This window comes from Pseudomonas juntendi (assembly GCF_021560075.1).
Lineage (GTDB): Bacteria > Pseudomonadota > Gammaproteobacteria > Pseudomonadales > Pseudomonadaceae > Aquipseudomonas > Aquipseudomonas juntendi.
In genome coordinates this window covers 36,596-53,955 of sequence record NZ_CP091089.1, presented here as the reverse complement: position 1 = coordinate 53,955, position 17,360 = coordinate 36,596, and the positions used below count along the sequence as shown (strand labels likewise).

The 17,360-nt window shown below is 66.5% G+C and carries 19 protein-coding genes; 9 read left to right on the top strand and 10 right to left on the bottom strand.

Annotated features, from left to right (window positions below; translation table 11 throughout):
- Positions 1 to 11: 11 nt before the first annotated feature.
- The 10 genes from L1P09_RS26095 to L1P09_RS26050 form a co-directional block, all read right to left on the bottom strand.
- Positions 12 to 860: a hypothetical protein gene (locus tag L1P09_RS26095; RefSeq protein ID WP_235769010.1), complete on the bottom strand. Its 849-nt coding sequence runs from the start codon at positions 858 to 860 to the stop codon at positions 12 to 14.
- The gene (locus tag L1P09_RS26090; RefSeq protein WP_235769009.1) at positions 857 to 1,261 is read right to left on the bottom strand and encodes an XkdF-like putative serine protease domain-containing protein; all 405 of its coding nucleotides are present in this window, start codon (positions 1,259 to 1,261) and stop codon (positions 857 to 859) included. Before L1P09_RS26090 ends, L1P09_RS26095 begins: the two co-directional genes overlap by 4 nt.
- A 95-nt stretch (positions 1,262 to 1,356) precedes the next feature.
- Positions 1,357 to 1,887, bottom strand: a complete 531-nt coding sequence (locus L1P09_RS26085) for a hypothetical protein (RefSeq protein ID WP_235769008.1) — start codon at positions 1,885 to 1,887, stop codon at positions 1,357 to 1,359.
- Positions 1,888 to 1,943: 56 nt separating this feature from the next.
- On the bottom strand, positions 1,944 to 6,344 hold the full coding sequence (locus L1P09_RS26080) for an NUDIX domain-containing protein (RefSeq protein ID WP_235769007.1): 4,401 nt from the start codon (positions 6,342 to 6,344) through the stop codon (positions 1,944 to 1,946).
- Positions 6,345 to 6,354: 10 nt separating this feature from the next.
- Positions 6,355 to 7,782 carry a phage minor head protein gene (locus tag L1P09_RS26075; RefSeq protein ID WP_235769006.1) on the bottom strand — a complete coding sequence of 476 codons (1,428 nt, stop codon included), beginning with the start codon at positions 7,780 to 7,782 and terminating at the stop codon, positions 6,355 to 6,357.
- Positions 7,783 to 7,785: 3 nt separating this feature from the next.
- Positions 7,786 to 9,249, bottom strand: a complete 1,464-nt coding sequence (locus L1P09_RS26070) for a DUF935 domain-containing protein (RefSeq protein ID WP_235769005.1) — start codon at positions 9,247 to 9,249, stop codon at positions 7,786 to 7,788.
- A gap of 2 nt (positions 9,250 to 9,251) precedes the next feature.
- Positions 9,252 to 10,727 (bottom strand): hypothetical protein, encoded by a 1,476-nt coding sequence (locus L1P09_RS26065; protein ID WP_235769004.1) that lies wholly within the window; start codon positions 10,725 to 10,727, stop codon positions 9,252 to 9,254.
- 93 nt (positions 10,728 to 10,820) lie between these two features.
- Positions 10,821 to 11,285, bottom strand: coding sequence for a helix-turn-helix domain-containing protein (locus tag L1P09_RS26060; RefSeq protein WP_235769003.1), 465 nt, complete (start codon positions 11,283 to 11,285; stop codon positions 10,821 to 10,823).
- The gene (locus tag L1P09_RS26055) at positions 11,282 to 12,508 is read right to left on the bottom strand and encodes a DNA modification methylase (protein WP_235769002.1); all 1,227 of its coding nucleotides are present in this window, start codon (positions 12,506 to 12,508) and stop codon (positions 11,282 to 11,284) included. Before L1P09_RS26055 ends, L1P09_RS26060 begins: the two co-directional genes overlap by 4 nt.
- A gap of 97 nt (positions 12,509 to 12,605) precedes the next feature.
- Positions 12,606 to 13,220: an HNH endonuclease gene (locus L1P09_RS26050; RefSeq protein WP_235769001.1), complete on the bottom strand. Its 615-nt coding sequence runs from the start codon at positions 13,218 to 13,220 to the stop codon at positions 12,606 to 12,608.
- 320 nt (positions 13,221 to 13,540) lie between these two features.
- On the opposite strand from L1P09_RS26050, the gene L1P09_RS26045 reads away from it, so the two are divergent.
- The 9 genes from L1P09_RS26045 (at position 13,541) to L1P09_RS26005 (ending at position 17,243) form a co-directional block, all read left to right on the top strand.
- On the top strand, positions 13,541 to 13,744 hold the full coding sequence (locus tag L1P09_RS26045) for a hypothetical protein (RefSeq protein WP_235769000.1): 204 nt from the start codon (positions 13,541 to 13,543) through the stop codon (positions 13,742 to 13,744).
- Between the two features lie 25 nt (positions 13,745 to 13,769).
- Complete coding sequence (locus L1P09_RS26040; RefSeq protein WP_235768999.1) at positions 13,770 to 14,195, top strand: hypothetical protein; 426 nt, start codon at positions 13,770 to 13,772, stop codon at positions 14,193 to 14,195.
- 5 nt (positions 14,196 to 14,200) lie between these two features.
- The gene (locus tag L1P09_RS26035; protein ID WP_235768998.1) at positions 14,201 to 14,575 is read left to right on the top strand and encodes a hypothetical protein; all 375 of its coding nucleotides are present in this window, start codon (positions 14,201 to 14,203) and stop codon (positions 14,573 to 14,575) included.
- Positions 14,572 to 14,853, top strand: a complete 282-nt coding sequence (locus tag L1P09_RS26030; RefSeq protein ID WP_235768997.1) for a hypothetical protein — start codon at positions 14,572 to 14,574, stop codon at positions 14,851 to 14,853. The genes L1P09_RS26035 and L1P09_RS26030 overlap by 4 nt, the downstream gene beginning before the upstream one ends.
- Positions 14,846 to 15,082 (top strand): hypothetical protein, encoded by a 237-nt coding sequence (locus L1P09_RS26025; protein ID WP_235768996.1) that lies wholly within the window; start codon positions 14,846 to 14,848, stop codon positions 15,080 to 15,082. The genes L1P09_RS26030 and L1P09_RS26025 overlap by 8 nt, the downstream gene beginning before the upstream one ends.
- Positions 15,083 to 15,497: 415 nt before the next feature.
- Positions 15,498 to 15,884, top strand: a complete 387-nt coding sequence (locus tag L1P09_RS26020) for a hypothetical protein (RefSeq protein WP_235768995.1) — start codon at positions 15,498 to 15,500, stop codon at positions 15,882 to 15,884.
- Between the two features lie 32 nt (positions 15,885 to 15,916).
- Entirely contained in the window at positions 15,917 to 16,348 is a 432-nt protein-coding gene (locus tag L1P09_RS26015; protein ID WP_235768994.1) for a hypothetical protein, read from the top strand.
- Positions 16,349 to 16,581: 233 nt separating this feature from the next.
- Complete coding sequence (locus L1P09_RS26010) at positions 16,582 to 16,851, top strand: hypothetical protein (RefSeq protein ID WP_235768993.1); 270 nt, start codon at positions 16,582 to 16,584, stop codon at positions 16,849 to 16,851.
- An 11-nt stretch (positions 16,852 to 16,862) separates the two neighbouring features.
- Positions 16,863 to 17,243, top strand: coding sequence for a hypothetical protein (locus L1P09_RS26005; RefSeq protein WP_235768992.1), 381 nt, complete (start codon positions 16,863 to 16,865; stop codon positions 17,241 to 17,243).
- The last annotated feature ends 117 nt before the right edge of the window (positions 17,244 to 17,360 follow it).

The window sequence follows — 17,360 nt, the reverse complement described above, 5'->3', positions numbered from 1 at the left end:
GGCCGGTACGGTTAGCGGGCGTTGCGTTCGGCGATGTACGCCTCGTACAGCTCTGGCTGGTCCATCAGGACTTGGGCCTCGGCTTCCTCGGGGGTCAGCGAGCTGTCGGACTTGCGCAGCTCGACCACGGCGGAGGCGATGCGCGCTTCGGCGTCGCCGCCGCCTTCAACGTGGCCTTTGCCAATCACGGTGGTGCGGTCTTTGCCGCCCTTGCCGGTGCCCTTGTCGCCGGCGCTGGTGGTGATGGCGTCCTGGGCGGCTTTAAACAGGCGCTCCAGCTCCTCGCCGTCAGCCTTGGTGGTCATGCCCTTCTCGACGCGCATCAGCAGCGGGCCCAGCTTGTCGGCGCTGGTTGGCAGCTGGTCGAAGGCCTCGGCCTTGGCGATGAACACCGCGACAGCCTTCTCGTCGGCCTGCTTGGCGATCAGCGCCTCGGCGGCGTCGACGCGGGTCTGCATGGCCTTGAACATCTTGGCCACCGGCTCTGGCAGCTCGCCCAGGGCCTTGGTGATGTCGTCGACTGGCTCACCGCCGGCGTTTTTGGCGATGGTCGCCTTCGCTTCGTCCAGCTGGGTGGTCAGGGCGGCGACTTGACCGGCGAGCTGGTCGTTTTTGGTGACCAGCTCCTCGTTGGCCAGGGTCAGCTCGCCCAGGGCCTCCTCGGCCTTGGTGACGGCTTCGGTCAGGGCATTCAGCTCGGCCTGGGTGGGTTCTTTCGGCATTGGTTCGTCCTCGGTGTCATCGCGCTTGAACAAAAGGACCGCGCTGCCCTGGTTGGCACCGCGATCGACTAGGGAAATCTCGCCAAGCACCACGTTGTGCAGCGTGGTTTTCTTGGTTTTCTTTGCTGGGGCGGTCATTGCTGGTCCTCGTAATCGCGGCGGATGCCCTTACCGCCGATGCTGAAAGCGGCCAGGCTGCCGTTGCGAACGCGGGCCTTGATGCCTTCGTCGTGCAGCTTCATGCCGATGAACCACCCGGCTTTGCCCAGGTCGATGCCCAGGGCCTTCTGGATGTCGCGGGTCAGGACGATGCTCTCGACCACCTCGCCGACCGGCTGGCCGCCGTGCATGACCTTGGCGACGCGGGCCTCGCTCACGTAGCGGTGCGCCATCTTGCGCACCTCGGTTTCGTCGATTGCGTCGTTCTGCCGGTCCCACACCAGTTGGCCGGCCTCCTCGTACACGGTCACGAAGCCGTAAACCACGCCCTCGTCCTCGTCGAACTTGGCGATTTCTGCCTGGTACTGGTATGAATCCATAAAGCCACCTTTTCAGCCGGACGCAAAAAGGCCGGCGGTTGTAAATCCGTCGGCCATCCAGGGTTAAGGGGTCGTTGTGGGTGTTGCGGTGTCGCTTAGGCTTCGGGGTCGGCGTCGCTCTCGTCGTCGAGCCCGGTGGCCTCGTATTCGTGGTAGGGAATGCCCATCAGCAGGGCTGCTGCGCTGTCGAGGCTCCCGTCGATCGCTGCTCGCGCGGTGTCCTCGCCTTCACCGTCATCGAGCAGCCGGGCGGCCGCGTACATATCCTGGATAACCAGGATGAAAAGGGTTGCCAGGCGCTGGACCGGGTCGGCTTCGCCGATGTTGGCCTGCGCTGCGACAAAGTCGTCGATCTTGCCGGGTTCGTTCCAGCCCTGGACGACGTTGTATTCGTCGTTCTGGCCCAGGAACACCTGCGCCAGCGCGGTGGCCTCGGCCACATCGGCGGCGCTGGCCGCTTCCTGGTCAATCTCCCCGCTGGAGAACTTGACCAGGCGGTTAAGCGCCTCGCTGCCCAGGTCGCCGACCAGGTCGCGCACAACGGCCTGGTCGCCAAGGTACGGCTTGCCGTCCTTTTCCGCAGCGGCGATCGACAGGTCTAGCGTGTGGTCGGTTTTGTTAAGCATGACGTCTCCTATTGCCCTGAATCCTAAGCCCCACACGCCGCGCCATCAAATCTGCCTCAACTGTTCGGCAATAGGGTCACGTCGACGACGATCTGGCTGGTGGAGCCATACCCGTCGCTCTGGCCGCCGTGGTGGACGGCGGTGACCACCATCCGCTGGTTGGCCGGCAGCAGCACTTCCAGCTCCCCGGGGTGCTTGCTGATGGTTTCGCCCTTGGGCGTGCTCGATCCGGTACCGGCATACAGACCTTTGACGCCGTCGCCGGCGGTCATGCGGAAATGTACGTTTCCGCCCCAAACCTTCGGGCTGATCGAGGTCGAGCTGATGCCGAATTCCTGGATGATCTTGCCCGATCCCGACTTGACGATCTGGTCCACCATGGCCGCGCTCATATTGACCTTGCGGCTCAGCACCGTGCCGGGCTTGAGCGTCACGCCCGCATCCAGGATGCCCTGGTGGGCGTCCAGCGCCTGCTTGCTTGGCTTGCCGGAGCGGAAACTGGCGTTGATGTCGTGGTAAGCGGCGCCGGTGTAGGCGCGCACGGCGTTCTGCTTGGTGGAGTCCAGCTTGGCAAAGTTGGCCGACGATTGGGCCGCGTAGGTGCCCTGGGTAAGGCCTGCGCCGTGCTTGAGGGTCTGCGGCACCGCCGCATGGCTGGCGCCCTCGGCCTTGCCCAGCACCGGATACAGCGCCAGCTTGGCCAGGACCTGCTGGGGGCTTTTCAGCGGCTTGGCCTGCTCGGCCAGGGCCTTGATGGCCTGCGCCATGGTCTTGCCGCTGCCGACGTCGATCGACTTGAGAGGTGGCGGCGGATTCAGCTGGAGGTTTACGTCCTCGATGACCTGCTGCAGGTAGCTCGCAACGTGCTTCGACGGCGACTGCGGCTGGTAAGCCTTGAGCGCCTGCAGGTTGCCGGCGACGGCCATGGAGTGGATCGCGCCGACCTCGTCCTGGTTGGCCTTGTTGTTCTCCGCCTTCGACGACAGCCCCTTGCCGGCGCCGTTCCAGTTGTGGAAGTCCGGCGCTTCGGTCAGGCGCTTGGGGTCGATCTTGACTGCGCCCTTGGTGGCGGCCTTGGCCTTGGCGCTGACGGCCGCTGCGGCGGCGGTGGCTTCCTGGGCGGCCCCTGCCAGGGTCTTCGGCTTGCCGGCGGCCGCCTTGACCGCTGCCGGGGTGATGTCGGCGCCGCCGATCGCCGCCAGGGTGTCGGCCTTGTACGCGGCGGCTTTCTTGCCGTAGGTGTTGCTGCCGAAGGTGATGGCGGCCAGCTGGGCCTCGGCGTCGGCCTTGGATAGCTTACCGGCGTGGAAACCGGCGCCGATCGCCTCGACCTGGTCGACCTTGGCCAGCAGGGTCTTGTTGGGGTTGGCGGCCGACGACAGCGCCGCCGTGGCGGGCTTGCTCGGCATCGCCGGCGCGACCTTTGGCACGCTGGTGGTGGCGACGGCGGCGGCCGTGGCGCTTTCAACGGCGGCGGTGGCCTTTGCTCGAGCACTGGTCGGCGTCGGCATCTGCCCGGCCGCGTAGGCCATGAACTTGACCATATTCGCCTTGTTGTTGGGCGATTTGGCGGTGCTCATCTTGTCCTGGACGTCGTTGATGATCTTCTGTGCGTGCTCGGTGTCGCCGGCGGCGAGTGCGTCGTCGAGCGCCTTGGTGGTTTTGTTCCAGAAGACGAGCCCGGTGGGTGCGGTGGCGGTGTAGTTGGGCTTTTTGGCTGCCGGCTTGGCCGCTGCGGCGGCGCTGGTGGCGGCCTGGACGGCGGCGGTGGCCTTCACCCGGGCGGCGCCGCCTTGTTTCAGGGCGCCGGCCAGGTTGCCGATCGACTCGTACTGGGCCATGTCCACCGCTCGATCGCCCAGGGTGTCCATCAGGCCGGTCATAAACGACTGAATCTTGTCTGCCGGCTGGCCGGCCATGCCTTTCAGCTCGGTGTGCTTCTGCGCCCACCACTGAGACGAGTTGACCTTGGCGCCAGCGGCTGCCGGCGTCGCCCCGGGCTGCGCGGCCACCCAGTTAGCGAGGGTCTTGAGGTTGTTGGCCTCGGTGACGCTGTTCCCCGGGCCCAGGCCCTTAAGGTACGCCTCGGCCGAGGCCGCCCCGCCTTGTTTCATCTTCGTCTCGATGGCGGCCATGTGCGCCACGCCGATCGTCTTTTGGTACGACGAGCCCTCGAAGTCCTTTGATTTCAGCGCGGCAGGTGCGCCCGTCGGCGCCGGCGGGATGGCAAAGGAGGCCGGAGCCTCGGCGGCCTTGACCTTCACTGGGGCGGTGGCCGGCTTCGCGGCAGCCTTGGCCTGCGCGGCGGCGGCCTTTGCGCCGACTGCGCTGCCGCCGCCGGCGACCAGGGCCTCGTTGAACGCCGTGGGGTTGGCCTCGTAACCCTTGAGCATGATCGCTTCCTTGCGCGCGATCAGGGTGTCGGCCAGCTCGGCCTTGGCCTTGGCGTCGCCCGGGCCGTGCTTGTCGACCAGCTGCTTGATGGTGGCTTCGCTGATGGAGTCCAGGCGCGCGGCGCTCTGCGCCAGCTGGGTGGAGGTCATGCCGGCGAACACGGCCGCCGACTGCGGGTTGCTCTTAGCGTCGCGCAGGGTGTCCCACTCGTTCGCGTGCTTGTTGAACGCGGCGCCCTTGGGAGCGCCCTGGGCGCGGTACAGCAGCGCCCCGCCAGGGTCGATGCGCGAGGCCGTGCCGTTGCCGGTGACGGCGATGTTGTCGAAGCCCAGGCCGACGGCGTCCCAGTTGGCCAGCCAGGCGTCGACGGCGAAGTGCTTCTGTGCCTGGCTGATGTTCTGCGGACTGGCGTTCACCTTCTCCAGCGGGCCGTCCAACATGCGGCTGGCCACGCCGGTACCGCCGCCGTGCTCGGTGCCCAGGTCGACCGGGCGCATTTCCGGGGCGTGTGCGCCGGCGGCGTTGTACAGCCGCGACGCCAGCACCTCGTTGTGCGCCATGTCGGGGTTGCCCTTGGTGCCCTTGACCAGCCACTTGGCGCCGCTGGCGTCGGTGTAGATGGCGCCCGGGTTGCTGCCGCCGGGCTTGGGCGCGGAGTACTTCAAGTCGCCCAGCGTCATCGGCCCGCGCGCGGCCGCCTTGCCTCCGGTACCGGGCGTGGTGCCGGCGCTGGACAGGCCCTGGGCGTGCCCCACGGCCTTCTGCCACTCGTTCCACACGCCCTTTTGGTACGGGTTGGCGCCCTTCCCGGGCTCGGTGGGCTTGATGGCGTGCAGGCCGACGATATCGCCGTCGTTGGCCATGGCGGCGATCGCCTGGATTTTCTTGTTGGCGGCCTTGAGCGCGCTGTTGTCGGGGTTCTTGCCGGTGAGCATGGTGGGCGCGAAGGCCCCCAGCTGCGCCTTGGCGCCGGCGATCGCCTGGGCAGCGGTGACGGCCTCGGCCCCGGGCTTGGCGGCCGCTCCCACAGCACCTGGTGCAGCGCTGGCCATGGCGCCGCCACCCTTGGGCTTGAACTGGCCCCCGCGCGGGTCGCCCTTCGGGTAGCGGGCCTGCTTGGCGTTGCCGCCCTTCCCTTTCCCCTTGCCCTTGCCGTCGCGCTTGAGCAGCTCGGCGACGAAGTCGGCGATGCGGGTGGCGCGCTCGGCTTCGGCCTTGGCCAGCGGCCCGGACAGCAGGTCGATGGCGATCTGCTTGTCACGCATGCGGTTGAGGTGCTTGCCCAGCTGCATCGGCGGTACCAGCTTCACGCCCTGGGTTTCCCAGCCTGCGTCGGCCGGGGTGCCGCCCACGCGCTTGGCGGTGTAGTACCGCGCGACGCTGGTGTCGCCCTCGTAATCGCCCAGGATGCCGGTGATCTCGACCTTTAGGCCGCTCTCCTCCCACGCTTCCTTGATGGCGTTGGCCTGCAGGCGCTTGATGCCCGGCTCGGCGCCGCCCTTGGGGAAGGTGTGCTCATACCCGCCGAAGTGGTTGGTCGGCTCGACGACCCACACGCGGCCATCGGGCTCCTGGATGACCACGCCGGCGCCGGGGCGCTTGGGGTTGCCCTGGTAGTCGAACTTCTGCGGCAGGGGCGGCTCTTTGCCCGGCATCTGGCCCGCCACGGCGTTCCAGCCTGCCTTGGTGGTCGGCGGGGTCCACGGGGTGAGCGGGACGCCGTTCAGCGCCTTCGGTACCGAGCTGCCCGGGGCGAAGGTGGCCACCGCCTTGCGGTCTACCCAGGTGGCGCGCGGGCTCGGGGTGGTGGGGAAATGCACGGTGACGGGGTTGCCGGCGTCGTCTGCCTTGGGGTGTGGCGCGGCATTCAGGGTCGCGCCCAGCGCTTCCTTGGCCTGCGCCAGGGCCTGCTGGGCGGTGTGCACGGGGCCGGAGCCGAAGCCGCCCCCGCCGCCCTTGGGCTTGAACTGGCCACCCTTGGGGCTGCCCTTGGGGAATCGGGGCTGTTTAGCCCCCTTGGTGACGGCTTCTAAGCGTTCCAGCAGTTCGGCGACAGACGCCATTGGCTCCCCCTCATGCCGCAAGTGCGGCCGGTACGTATCGGATGAAAATCGTGCAACGGCAGGCGGGGTGCAGCGGGGGCATCTGCACGCCGTAGCCGTGGCCGGTGTTGAATTGAACGTTGATGTGGATGCCATAGCCTTCGGCGCCCCTGTTCAGCGCCGGCATGGGCAGGCAGATGGGACAGGTGCGCTCGTCTTTGGCAGTGAGCCAAGTTTTCCGCATAGCCTCCTCGTCCACAAGGCCGGCCTGTGCGGCCTGCTGCCAGCTGGCCAGGATGCCGGCGTTGGTGGCGCGCAGGCTCTCGGTGCGAGCGATCATCTCGCTCCGGTACCGGCGGTACTTGCGCGAGTAGGCCTCGACCATCTTGTCGATCTGCTCCGGCGTCAGGGGCTTGCCGGTGTCCATGGCCGCTTGCAGGGTCTTGTCGTACCGGAAGTCACGCAGGCGCCGGTCGAAGATACCGTCCAGGGGCTTGCCGGAGCCGTCGACGGCGAACGTCTGCGCCCCGCCGGCGGCCCGGCTGACCTTGCCGCCCAGGTTCATGCGGCTGGCGCTTTTCTTCTCATGGAACGTCTGCAGCTGCTTGCGGAAGGCGCCCACGGCAGCGGCCTGGCGCTCGGTGAGGCCGACGATCTGGCGCACGTCGCGCGCGGTGTCGCGGGGGTTGGCGCCGTTCTTGAGCCCCTGGTTGACGACGTGGCGGATGCCTTCCCGGGCCTTGTCGTCGATCTCGACGATCAGGTCCAGCTCGTACTTGTCCAGGAAGCTGGTCACCTTGGGGTTCAGGGCGTCGAACTGGAAGACGGCGGCCTTGGGCTTGAAGTCCGGCTTTCCACCTGGTGTAAAGCCATCATCCCCGCCCCCGCCGCCTGGCCCGTTACCACCTGGTGGTAAAGCGTTGCCGCCATTTGGTAAAGCCAGGGCCGGTTTTGGTAAAGCCTGGACGGGTTTTGGTAAAGCGGCCCCGGGCTTGGCCAGGTCGCGCAGCGTCTCGATGTAGGCGTCCTCGATCTCGCCGACGGCGTGCTCGATCGCGCGCAGGGCGCCCCGGCCGATGGTGGCCCGGCCGACGCCGGTGCCGGCGCCGTAAATCGTGGCCAGGGACGCCATTGCGCCGATCCGCGGTGCCTCACCCTGGGCGCCGGTGACGACGGCCTGGCGCAGGGCCTGGCGGGCCTCGACCAGGTAGTCGCTGGGGTCGCCCATGCCCAGGGCCTCGAAGACGGCGGCCAGGTCGCCGGTGGCGATGGCCACTTCCAGCGCCTCGAGGTCGGTCTTGCGGTACAGGCGCGCATACGCGGCCTCTACGGCGTCGGCCAGTGGCCCCTCGAAGCGCTTGGCCAGGGCGTCGAGGGCGTCGGCGATCGCCGCCTCACGCCCGCCGGCGGCCTTCTCGATGCGTGTGGCCGGTGCTGCCGGCCGGTTGAATACCCACATGGCTTAGGCCTCGGCCGGTTCTGGTTTGACGGGCTTGGCAGGGGCCTGTGGGGCCTTTTCCTGGCCAGCCGGTGCCTTGGCCCCGGGTTGGCCCTCCTCGCCGTACAGGCGCGCGTCGCGCTCGACGGTGTCCTGGTCGGTGTCCTCGGGCGCCTCGGGCAGGCCCATGCGGCTGCGCAGGGCGTTCTCCAGCTCGCGGTCGGGGAACAGCTGCGCCCCGGAGCCGGTCATGGCGGTGAGCATGCGGCCCAGCTGGTCCAGGTCCAGGTTCTCGATGTCGCCCGGGGCCAGGGTGGGCATCAGCTCGTATTTCAGGCCGTTCTTGCGCCACAGCTCGGGCAGCAGGATGCGGTTGATGGGCGCCGCGACCTGCTTGAGGAAACTGCCGATCGCCGTGGCAAACAGCGCGGTCTTGTCGCTGGACAGGGCGAAGCTGCCGGCGGCGGTCTGCCCCAGGAACAGGAAATCGGCCAGGACGGTCATGGCGATGCGGCGGTCGTAACGGTCGACGATGGCCGTGGTGTCGAACTGGCGGGTGCCGCCGCTGCTCAGCAGAGTGACTTCGTACAGGTAGTTGCCCTTTTCGTCGCGGGTGTTGGGCAGCAGCAGCCCCTCGTTGGTGTCGCGCTTGATCCCCCGGGCGAGTTCCTTGTACGCCCTGAGCGTGCGCTTGTCCTCGGGGCTGGCTTCCTGCTTGAACAGCGAGCCCGGGGCGCGGACCACCGGCAGGCCGGCCAGGTCGCGCTCGATGCCGATGCCCTCGATCTCCTCGATGCGGGTCTTGAAGAACCACGGGCGGTAGGCGCTGCGCAGGATCGACCGGCCCTCGGGGTTGTTCTTCACGCTCTGCGTGCGGAACAGCAGCATGTTCTCGATCGGGATGAACACCTGCGAGCCGTTCTCGGGCTGCTGGTACAGGCCGAGGATGTCGCCGTTCTCGGCGATCTCCCAGCGCTCGACGGTTTCCTGGGCCCGGAGCGCCATCTTGCGGATACCCCAGTACCCGTCGTCGAAGTTGGACCGCTGGCCCGGGTCCTTGTGGTCGCGGCCCTTGCGGCGCTTGAGGGGCACCTCCATCGGGGCGAAACCAAACGGCAGCATGGTGAGGATTTCCGTCAAGGTGTCCTCCCAGGTGCTCTCCATGTCCTCAAACAGCATTCCGGCGGCCAGGTCGGCCATTTCCTGGGCCTTTTCGGTGTCGTCGGCCGGCTGCATGCTCCAATCGCTCTGCCGGATCAGCATGTTGATGGCAAACAGCATTGCCCCGACGACGGGGTCGTTGTCGGCCATCTGGCGGTACACGCGCATGCCCTTGCGGCCTTTCAGCTCGGGCAGGAACTCCTCGTTGACGTAGCCGCTGGCGTGCTTGAGACCGGTGCTGCCGACCTCCTCCGGGGCAAACTTGCGGATGTCTTCGGTGGGTTCCTCGGTGGCGTCGAGGATCTTGGCGACGGCTGGTTCGGTCATATCTAGCTCCAGGGGGATTCTCGTTCCAGGCCAATGGCGGCCAGAACGTGGTCATCGACGCCTTCGGGGGCGAACGTCAGTAAGAGGGAGTCGGCGATGTCGGGGCTGTGCCCCAGGCGTTTCTTCATTTCGTCTTTCGACTCGGCCAGCAGGCGGCCGCTGGAGTCGATGCTGTACTTGACCGTGGCCAGCTCGGCGGCCAGGTCCTGGGCAATCTCGTTGTCGATCATCGAGAACGACGGCTTTTCCTGGGCGATCCAGCGGGCGCCCTCTAGCCACAGGTAGTCGCGCAGGCGGAAGCCCTGGGCCTCGACGCTCTCCTCGCCATCCTCGTAGGGGTTGAAGCGCTTGGGCGAGGCCTGGGCGACGTTGACCTCGATGATCTGCGCCTTGACCTTGCCCTCTTTGCGGATCTCGCGCAGGCGGTCGACCACGCCGGCGCCGAGGCCGACGACGTCGACGAACACCTTACGGGCGCCGAAGCTGTTGGCCAGGTTCACGATCATGCCGGCCGTGGTCATGGTGTCCTGCTTGGCGTGAATCTCGGCGTGCAGCAGGTTGCGTTCCTGGCGAACGGTCAGCACCACCCGGTCGTTACCGAAGCGGGCGACGTCGGCGCCGATGCGGATCTCGCCGGTGTCGTCGTATGGCTCGCGGGTGATGCAGGGCTCGCAGTGCTCGAGCGGGATCAGCGTGTCGTCGTCTTGCTTCGGGAACTCGCCGTCACAGCGGACGCGGACCACGTTGCTGCCCTCGCCGTACTTGCGGACCAGGCCGGCGCGGTAGTCGCTCGAAACCAGCGGGCTCTCGGCCGAGCTGAAGTGCAGGCAGGTGAATTCCGACCGGCCGTGGTGGTGGCTCATGTGGAAGTAGCCCGAGGTCCTGGTCGGGTTGCCCAGCATCAGCAGGCGGGCGCCGTGGCTGGACAGCGCGCCCTCGGCGACCTCGAACACCTTTTCAAAGACGCCCGACGCCTCGTCGATGATGAAGAAGATCTTGCCTTCGCCGTGCTCGTCGCCGACGACGCCCATGCCGTCCTCGCTGATCTCCAGGTCGGAGGCGTGGAAGCCCTGGAGGGCGTCGGGGTTGTCCCGTCCGCTGGTGCGCGCCACCGCGAACCATTCCGACGCGGCGCTGGTGTCGTAGATGCGGTCCTTGGTGAAGGTGAACAGGTTGGTAAGCCAGAAACGCGGGTGATCGCCGCGCTTGAGGCTGACGTCGGCGCTCTTTCGCGCCCACTTGCCGATCTCGGCCCACAGCACGTCGCGCAGCTGGTGGCTGGTGGGCGCGGTGCAGGGGATCTTGGCGTAATCCCGGGTTTCCAGGAACCACAGGGCGGCGCCGCTGGTGCAGCCCGACTTGCCGATACCGTGGCCTGCGCGGCACGAAACCTTGGCCCCCTCGGGTGCCAATGCCTCGAATAGTTTCTTCTGCTGCCAGGTGGGGCGAAGGCCCAGGCGCTCTACGGCGTAGCGCACGGGATCTTCTGCCCATTGTCTGCGGAGGGTTAGGTATGCGTGCAGCTCCTCCTCTCGCACCGGCGGCATCTGTGCCTTGGCGCTGGCCATTCCTTACGCTTTCCCCGCTCCCATCGCCTTGGCGGTGTTCTCGGCGGCCTTGAGCAGCGACGCCAGGCCGGCGCCGACGATGCTCAGGGCGCCTGGCTCGCCGTCCGGGTCGGTGATGGCGGCCTTGATCGGGCTGTCGAGGCCCAGGTACTTGGCCCGGCGGTCCATGACCTTGAGGCCCTTGTCGATCGCCTGCAGGTGGCCTTTGCGGATCTGCCCTTCCAGCGCCATCCACATTTGGTCCAGGCGCATCAGCTCCAGCTGCTTGACCACCTGGGCGTCTTCCTGGGTGGCCTCGCCCAGCTGCTTGAGCAGCTCGCTGACGTAGCCGTGGGCGGTCGAGACGCTGATGCCCAGGGCGTCGGCGATCTCGGTGTAACTGGCGCCGCCCTTGCGCAAGGCGAAGGCCTTACGCTTGCGCTCCTGGGCCAGGAGCTGGTCGGGGCGGGTGCGGCTCTTTTTCGTCATGCGGTCACTCCTTTGCTGGCGCGGGACTTGCCGAGGCGCTCGGCCTCAACCTGGGAGAACTGCTTTTGCTCCTCGAAGTGGACGGCCACCATGCCGGTCCAGTCCTGCCACCGGCGGATGATGATGTCGGCGTACTTCTCGTCCAGCTCGTTCAGGCGGGCCCGGCGGCCGATCTTCTGGCAGGCGATCAGGGTGGTGCCGCTGCCGCCGAAGGTGTCCAGGACGATCTCGCCGCGCTTGCTGCTGTTGGCGACGAAGCGCTGCACCAACTTCACCGGCTTCATGGTCGGGTGCAGCTCCGATCGGCTCGGCTTGTCCTCGTACACGACGCTGGTGATGACCTGGTCGAGCAGCTCCTGGCACAGGGTTTCGAGCTGGCCACGGCTCAGGGCCTTGAGGTCCTTGGTGTCGTCGACGACGGTGGTCTGCGTGAAGTCCTGGCAGTAGTAGTGCGCGGCGCCTGGCTTCCAGCCGTACAGGATGGGTTCGTGGCGCCAGTTGTAGTCCTGGCGGCTCAGGGTGGCGCTGGACTTGACCCATATCAGGTTCTGCTTGAGCAGCCAGCCGGCGTCGATCATGGCCCGGCGGAAGTTCAGGCCCTCGCTGTCGGCGTGGGCGATGTAGACGGCGCCGCCTGGGCGGGTGACGGCGATCGCGGCCTGGTAGAAGCCCAGCAGGAACTCATAGAACTGCTGGTCGCTCATGTCGTCGTTCTGGATGCTGCCGGCCTTCGTCTCGTAGGCGACGTTGTACGGCGGGTCGGTCCACACCAGGTCGGCCTGGTCGCCCTGCATCAGGTAGCCCAGGGCCTGGACGCTGGTGCTGTCGCCGACGTGCAGGCGGTGCTCGCCCAAAATCCACAGGTCGCCCTGGCGGCTGACCGTCTCCTCGCGCTCGCCCGGGACGTCGTCGTCGTCGGTTAGACCCTGCTCCTCGGTTTCCTCCAGCGGGCCCTCGGCGTCGACGACGAGGCTGTCGATCAGCGCCTGGAGCGCCGGGTTGTCCGTCTCAACCTCGGCCAGGAGGCTGTTCAGCATCTCCTGGTCGGTGGTGGCCATGCCCCCGATCGGGTCGAGGGTGGCCAGAATCAAAGCCTCCTCCTCCTCGCTCAGCTCGACGTAAACCACCGGCACCTCGGCCTCGCCGCGCTCCAGGGCCACGCCCACGCGCAGGTGGCCGTCGACGATGTAGCCGGTCAGGCGGTTGACGATGACGTTTTGCACCCAGCCGACCTCATCGAGCACGGCCTTGATGGCGCTGCGCTGGAGGTCGTTGTGGACCCTCCAATTCCTTGGGTTCGCTAAAAGCTGGCCTGGCTCCTCAGTCCCGCTCCCGACAATGCGACTCTGCCAGCTGCTCATGCGGACACCTCCCGCCATTGCGGTGTTTGCCCGCATTGCAGTTGAAGCAAAGGATTTGGAATCCCTCCGGGAAGTCGTTGTGGTAGAGCCATTTCCACATATCGGTTTTGCCGATCTGCCGGCGATGGATTGCCCCTCCACCATTCACATGGTCGATGGTCAGGAATAGCGGCTCCCTCTCGCCGCAGCACGCGCACTTCCCTCCCATGCGCTCCAGGACCATGTCGCGGATCTCTAACCGTTTCTGGTTGCGATAGGCGCGCTGCTGCGATTGATATTTCGGCGCATTGGACGCCTTCCATTCCTTGTTTCTGACGGATATCCCCGCCTTGTTTTGCTGGTAGTCGGCGGCTGCTCGGGCGGCCTTTTTCTTCTGTGCAGCGCCGCTCTGCCGGCATTCCCGGCATCCCTTCGACGTCTCTTGCGGGAAGTCTTGGATAGGCTTTTGCTGCCCGCAGGTGTAGCACTTTCTGGTCGCGGCGCACTCCGCGCACTTGCGAAGCGATACGAAGCTCTCGGTCGGGCGTTCTTGTTTGCAGTAATGGCATGTTTTCGTGTTCATGCGCACCAACATACCAAACCCTTTTCCCAAAAGCAGGGTTTGCTAGCAGGTGTTCTTGGTTATTCCAGGAGGAAGTCATGGGGGCGGGGGTCCTTGCGGGGGCGTGCTGTGGGATTTTTCCAGTGGGAGTCGTTATACCTGCGGGTTTGGCGGCCCCACAAACCGGGCCGGAGTGGCGGAGAGGGGGCCCGGGGCAGGCCTGGCGCGGGTTTGGCGAGACTGGAGGCCGCGCCGTTCCTTATGTCTGTGGGTTATAAAAGCGCACCTTTTGACTTGCTAGCGTCTTTTACAGTGGGTACAGTGTACCTACTCCCTAACGAGGAAACGCCCCCATGAGTCAGTCAATGTTTCTCTGCTGCGGCTTGCTCGAAGCCGCCGAAAAGGCCGCCATCAAGACCGTGGCCGAAGTCACCCACGCTCAGCGCCAGGCCTCCAATGACCACCCCGTGTTGTCCCTGCTGCTCACCGACCTGATCAAACAGGCCGCCGACCTGCAGGTGCGTATCCGCCAGGTGCGCCTGGCTGCCTGCCCTTAATCCTTGCCCCCGAGGAGTTGCCCCCATGATTGATTCCCTGTCCCCGATCCTGCCCGGGTTCCCTTGCACTGCGGAGGACCTGCACCAGGTCAACCGCGCCCTGCTGGCCGCCGACGCCGCCGACCTGCACGCCGACAAGTTCGTCGTGGTGCTGACCTCGCATTGCGCCATCGGTGTTGTGTCGATGTCCGGTGGCCCGAAGCTCGGCAACCTCTGCCCGTCCCTCAAGGGGCGCCGTCGCTTCGACTCCATGGCCGAGGCCAAGGCCGCGATGGTGGCGTGCTTCCAAGCGGATCTGCCGCCGGTGATCGTCATGCCGGTGTCGCTGTGGCGGATGCATGTGCGCTCGTTCCTGCGGGTGGCGCTCGCCTGCTCGCAGTCCCATGACGAAATGAACCAGAACGCCGCTGACGTCGTGTCAGCGGCCCTCCAACAAGCCGCCAAAGAGTGACCGCCATGACCGCTCCTGCTCCCTTCCCGCTGTCCCTGAAACCGGGCGATCGCGCCCACTACCAGCCAGGCGTGTTCGGCACGCAAACGGGCGGTAAGCCGGTGCTGATCGCCGAGGTGGGCCGCCAATACATCCGCGACACCATGGGCCGCCAGTTCCAGATCGCCGACGGGATCAACACCAAGGGCGCCGCGCAGGGGCGCCTGTGGGCCTCGGAGGCCGCGTACAAGTCGGAGATCCGCTGCGCCCTGGCCATCGTGCGCCTGACTAAGCGCCTGGAGGGGATCGCGCGCACCACGCGCGGCTCCCGGCCGTCGCTGGAGAACGTCCTGGCGGCGGCCTCGCTGCTGGGGGTCAACCCCGAGCACATCCTGCAATGACGCCCGCCATCCTCCTCCCGCCGCACCATATCGAGGTGTTGCGCGGAATGGCTGACGATGCGGGCGACGTCCTGGTGCCCGCTGGGGAGCTGCACACGCTCCTGGCGGCGCATGAGGACGCCCGGACGCTGGCGGCCTCGCTCCCGGTCCTGCTGGGGCGCCTGGACCGCTGCGACGCTCTACTGCGCGCCCTGGTGCGCAACGGTAGTGCCCCCGAGGTGCTTGCCGGCGTCGAAGCCTATTTGTCTCAACGATCCCAGGAGGTACCCCGTGGCTGATCATGTGGTCTTGCAGGATTTCCTGCGCCGTCATCGGCTCCAGCACAACGAGGTCGGCAAAGTGACGGGCTACTCGCTCGACCTGGTGCGCTCGGTGCTCTACCAGAAGCGCGCTATGCCCGAGCCGATGCTGGCGGTTATCCAGGCAATCGACGCTTTGGCTGCGGTTGGCCAGGATCGGGCTGCAACCTTCATCCTACAGCGGCTGCGCGAGCGGCCTCGGCTGTAACGATTGCGTAAAGATGTGTTAAGGAAACGACTTTAACCATTTGTTCACTTGCATCGGCTTCGCTGGCTGGGTACTTTGTACCCAACCAGTTAACGCTTTAGCCTCAATGCGCGCGGGCCTTACCACCCCGCGCCGCCCTACCGAATGCCCCGCCCGAACCAGGCCATACTGGATCGGGCTTTCGTGCTAGACGCTTCGGCAAGGCCTACTAAACTGATACCCAGTACCAACGTTTGAGACGAATTACCCGCAAATTGACTTGCTCTATCGGTCCTTAGCGGGTATCAGTACGGCCCTGCGCGCCCCCGCGCAGAATTGCAGGATGCAAAATGCCGTTTTTGCTGGTCCGAACACCCCCGGCTGCCCCCGCCGGTCTAGCTCGCTGCTTTGCACAACGAACATGGAGTGCCACCAAATGTCCCAGCTCGAATACCTGCGCAAGGCCCGCACGCAAATGGCCGCCGCGATCAAGACCTTGTCCTCCGCCCTGGAGCACTCCGGGACCTGCCTGACCGGTAAGCCCTACATCCTGTCCCTGGCCGACTGCCAGTCCCATTGCCTCTCCCGCGCCGACGGTGAGTGGATGGTCTGCGCCGCCTCCGACCTGCTCACCGATGTTGCCCGCTTTAACCTGGAAGACGCCGAACAGTTGGCGGCCGCCATGGTCGAACAGGGCGAGTCGGAGCTGGTCGCTGTGCTGGCGCTCGACTGGCAGCGCGCCCGCCTGGTGGAAAGCCGCCAGGCCCTGGCCTCACTCGACGACCTGATCGCCGAGCAAGAGCCTCTTGCACCCGCCGCCTAACAACGAACAACGAACACCCTGGAGTCCCCCTTATGTCGCAAGCGTCGCAAGAGCGTTATGTGCGCCACACCATCGCCATCCTGGACAAGGCCATTGCCGCCCTGGACAGCGCGATCAACCCTGGAAGCCCGGCCACGGCCGAAGCCCCCTACATCCTGGTCGAGCCCTCCGACCCTGACCGTGGCCTGGTGCTGCTGGGTTCGCCTGCTGCCCCGTCGGTAGCCCTGCTGCCTGACCTGCTGACCGGTGTGCCGCGCTATAAGATGGATGATGCCGACCAGGCCGCACGTAACTTTGCCGCCAAGACCGGCCGCTCGCTGCTGCGGATCAATGCTCGAATCTGGCAGCTGCAGCGCCTCCAGGAGCTGTACGAATGCCGCGAAGGCCTGGAAGCCCAGCTGTTCACCATTCCGCGCCAAGTCATCCACGTTCACCCGGACTTCTGCTCGCAGGCATTGCAATGATGCCTGCGCTGCGCCGCCTACGGCGCCACCGTGGCGTGCTTGGCGGCCTGCTCTTTGTCCTTGTGGCCTCTGGCAGTCTTGCGCTTGCTGGGGCCTTTGCCGTGGGCGCCGCCTGGCGCAACTGGAGGGCCCGCCAGCGGCCGTAAAATAGGCGTCCCTTTCCGCCCCCGGACGCCTTCCCCATGCAGCCCCCGAACACCATCAAGATCACCCGCGACGCCGACGGGCATGTCGTGTCTGTCCTCCTCCCGGTGCGCGACCATGAAGTGCTCGCCCCGCTGATCACCTGGGCCTCTCGCCGCACGCGCTACACCTACCTGGCCGAAGCGGCCGTGTTCACCTCCACCCTGGCCGTCTCCTCGATCGTCGACAGCACCTGGTTGACCGTCCTCTGGTACCTGCTGACCGCTCCTGTGCTGTTCTGGTCCAGCGAGGTGGCGAGCCGTGAGTTTGTGGTCGAGCGCTGGGCCGACCAGATCGCCAAGACCAAGGGGGTGTGGTGATGGCTGCGTGCGTGATCGACGGTGCGCGGTGCACCGCCTGCTGCCAGGCGATCGGCCTGCATAGCAAGCGCCACAACCTCCGCAAAGCGGCCCTGCGCGGCGTGTGGGGCGACGTCCAGTTTGTCGCGGCCAACTGGAAGCCGATCAGCTGGCGCCGGGCGAAGAAGCGTAACCCCTACATCGCCACGACGATGGTCAAAACGGCCAAGTCCTACTGGGTGTGCAAGCAGCTGACGCCGACGGGCTGTGGCGCGTACCTGGACAGGCCGAACGTGTGCCGGGGCTTCCCCAGGTACGGGAACAGCCCGGAGGTGTTCAACGACCGCGTTCGGTCCCACGCGCCGGAGTACCACCCGCGCTGTACAGAGTGGCAGCTGATCGCTGTGCAATGACAAAGGGCGCCCGAAACGGCGCCCTTTTTGTTGGCCTGGCCAAACGCCGGGCACAAAAAAGCCACCTTTGTGGGGTGGCTTGTTTGTCCGGCGGTGTTGCTACCGGGGGCGCTTCGC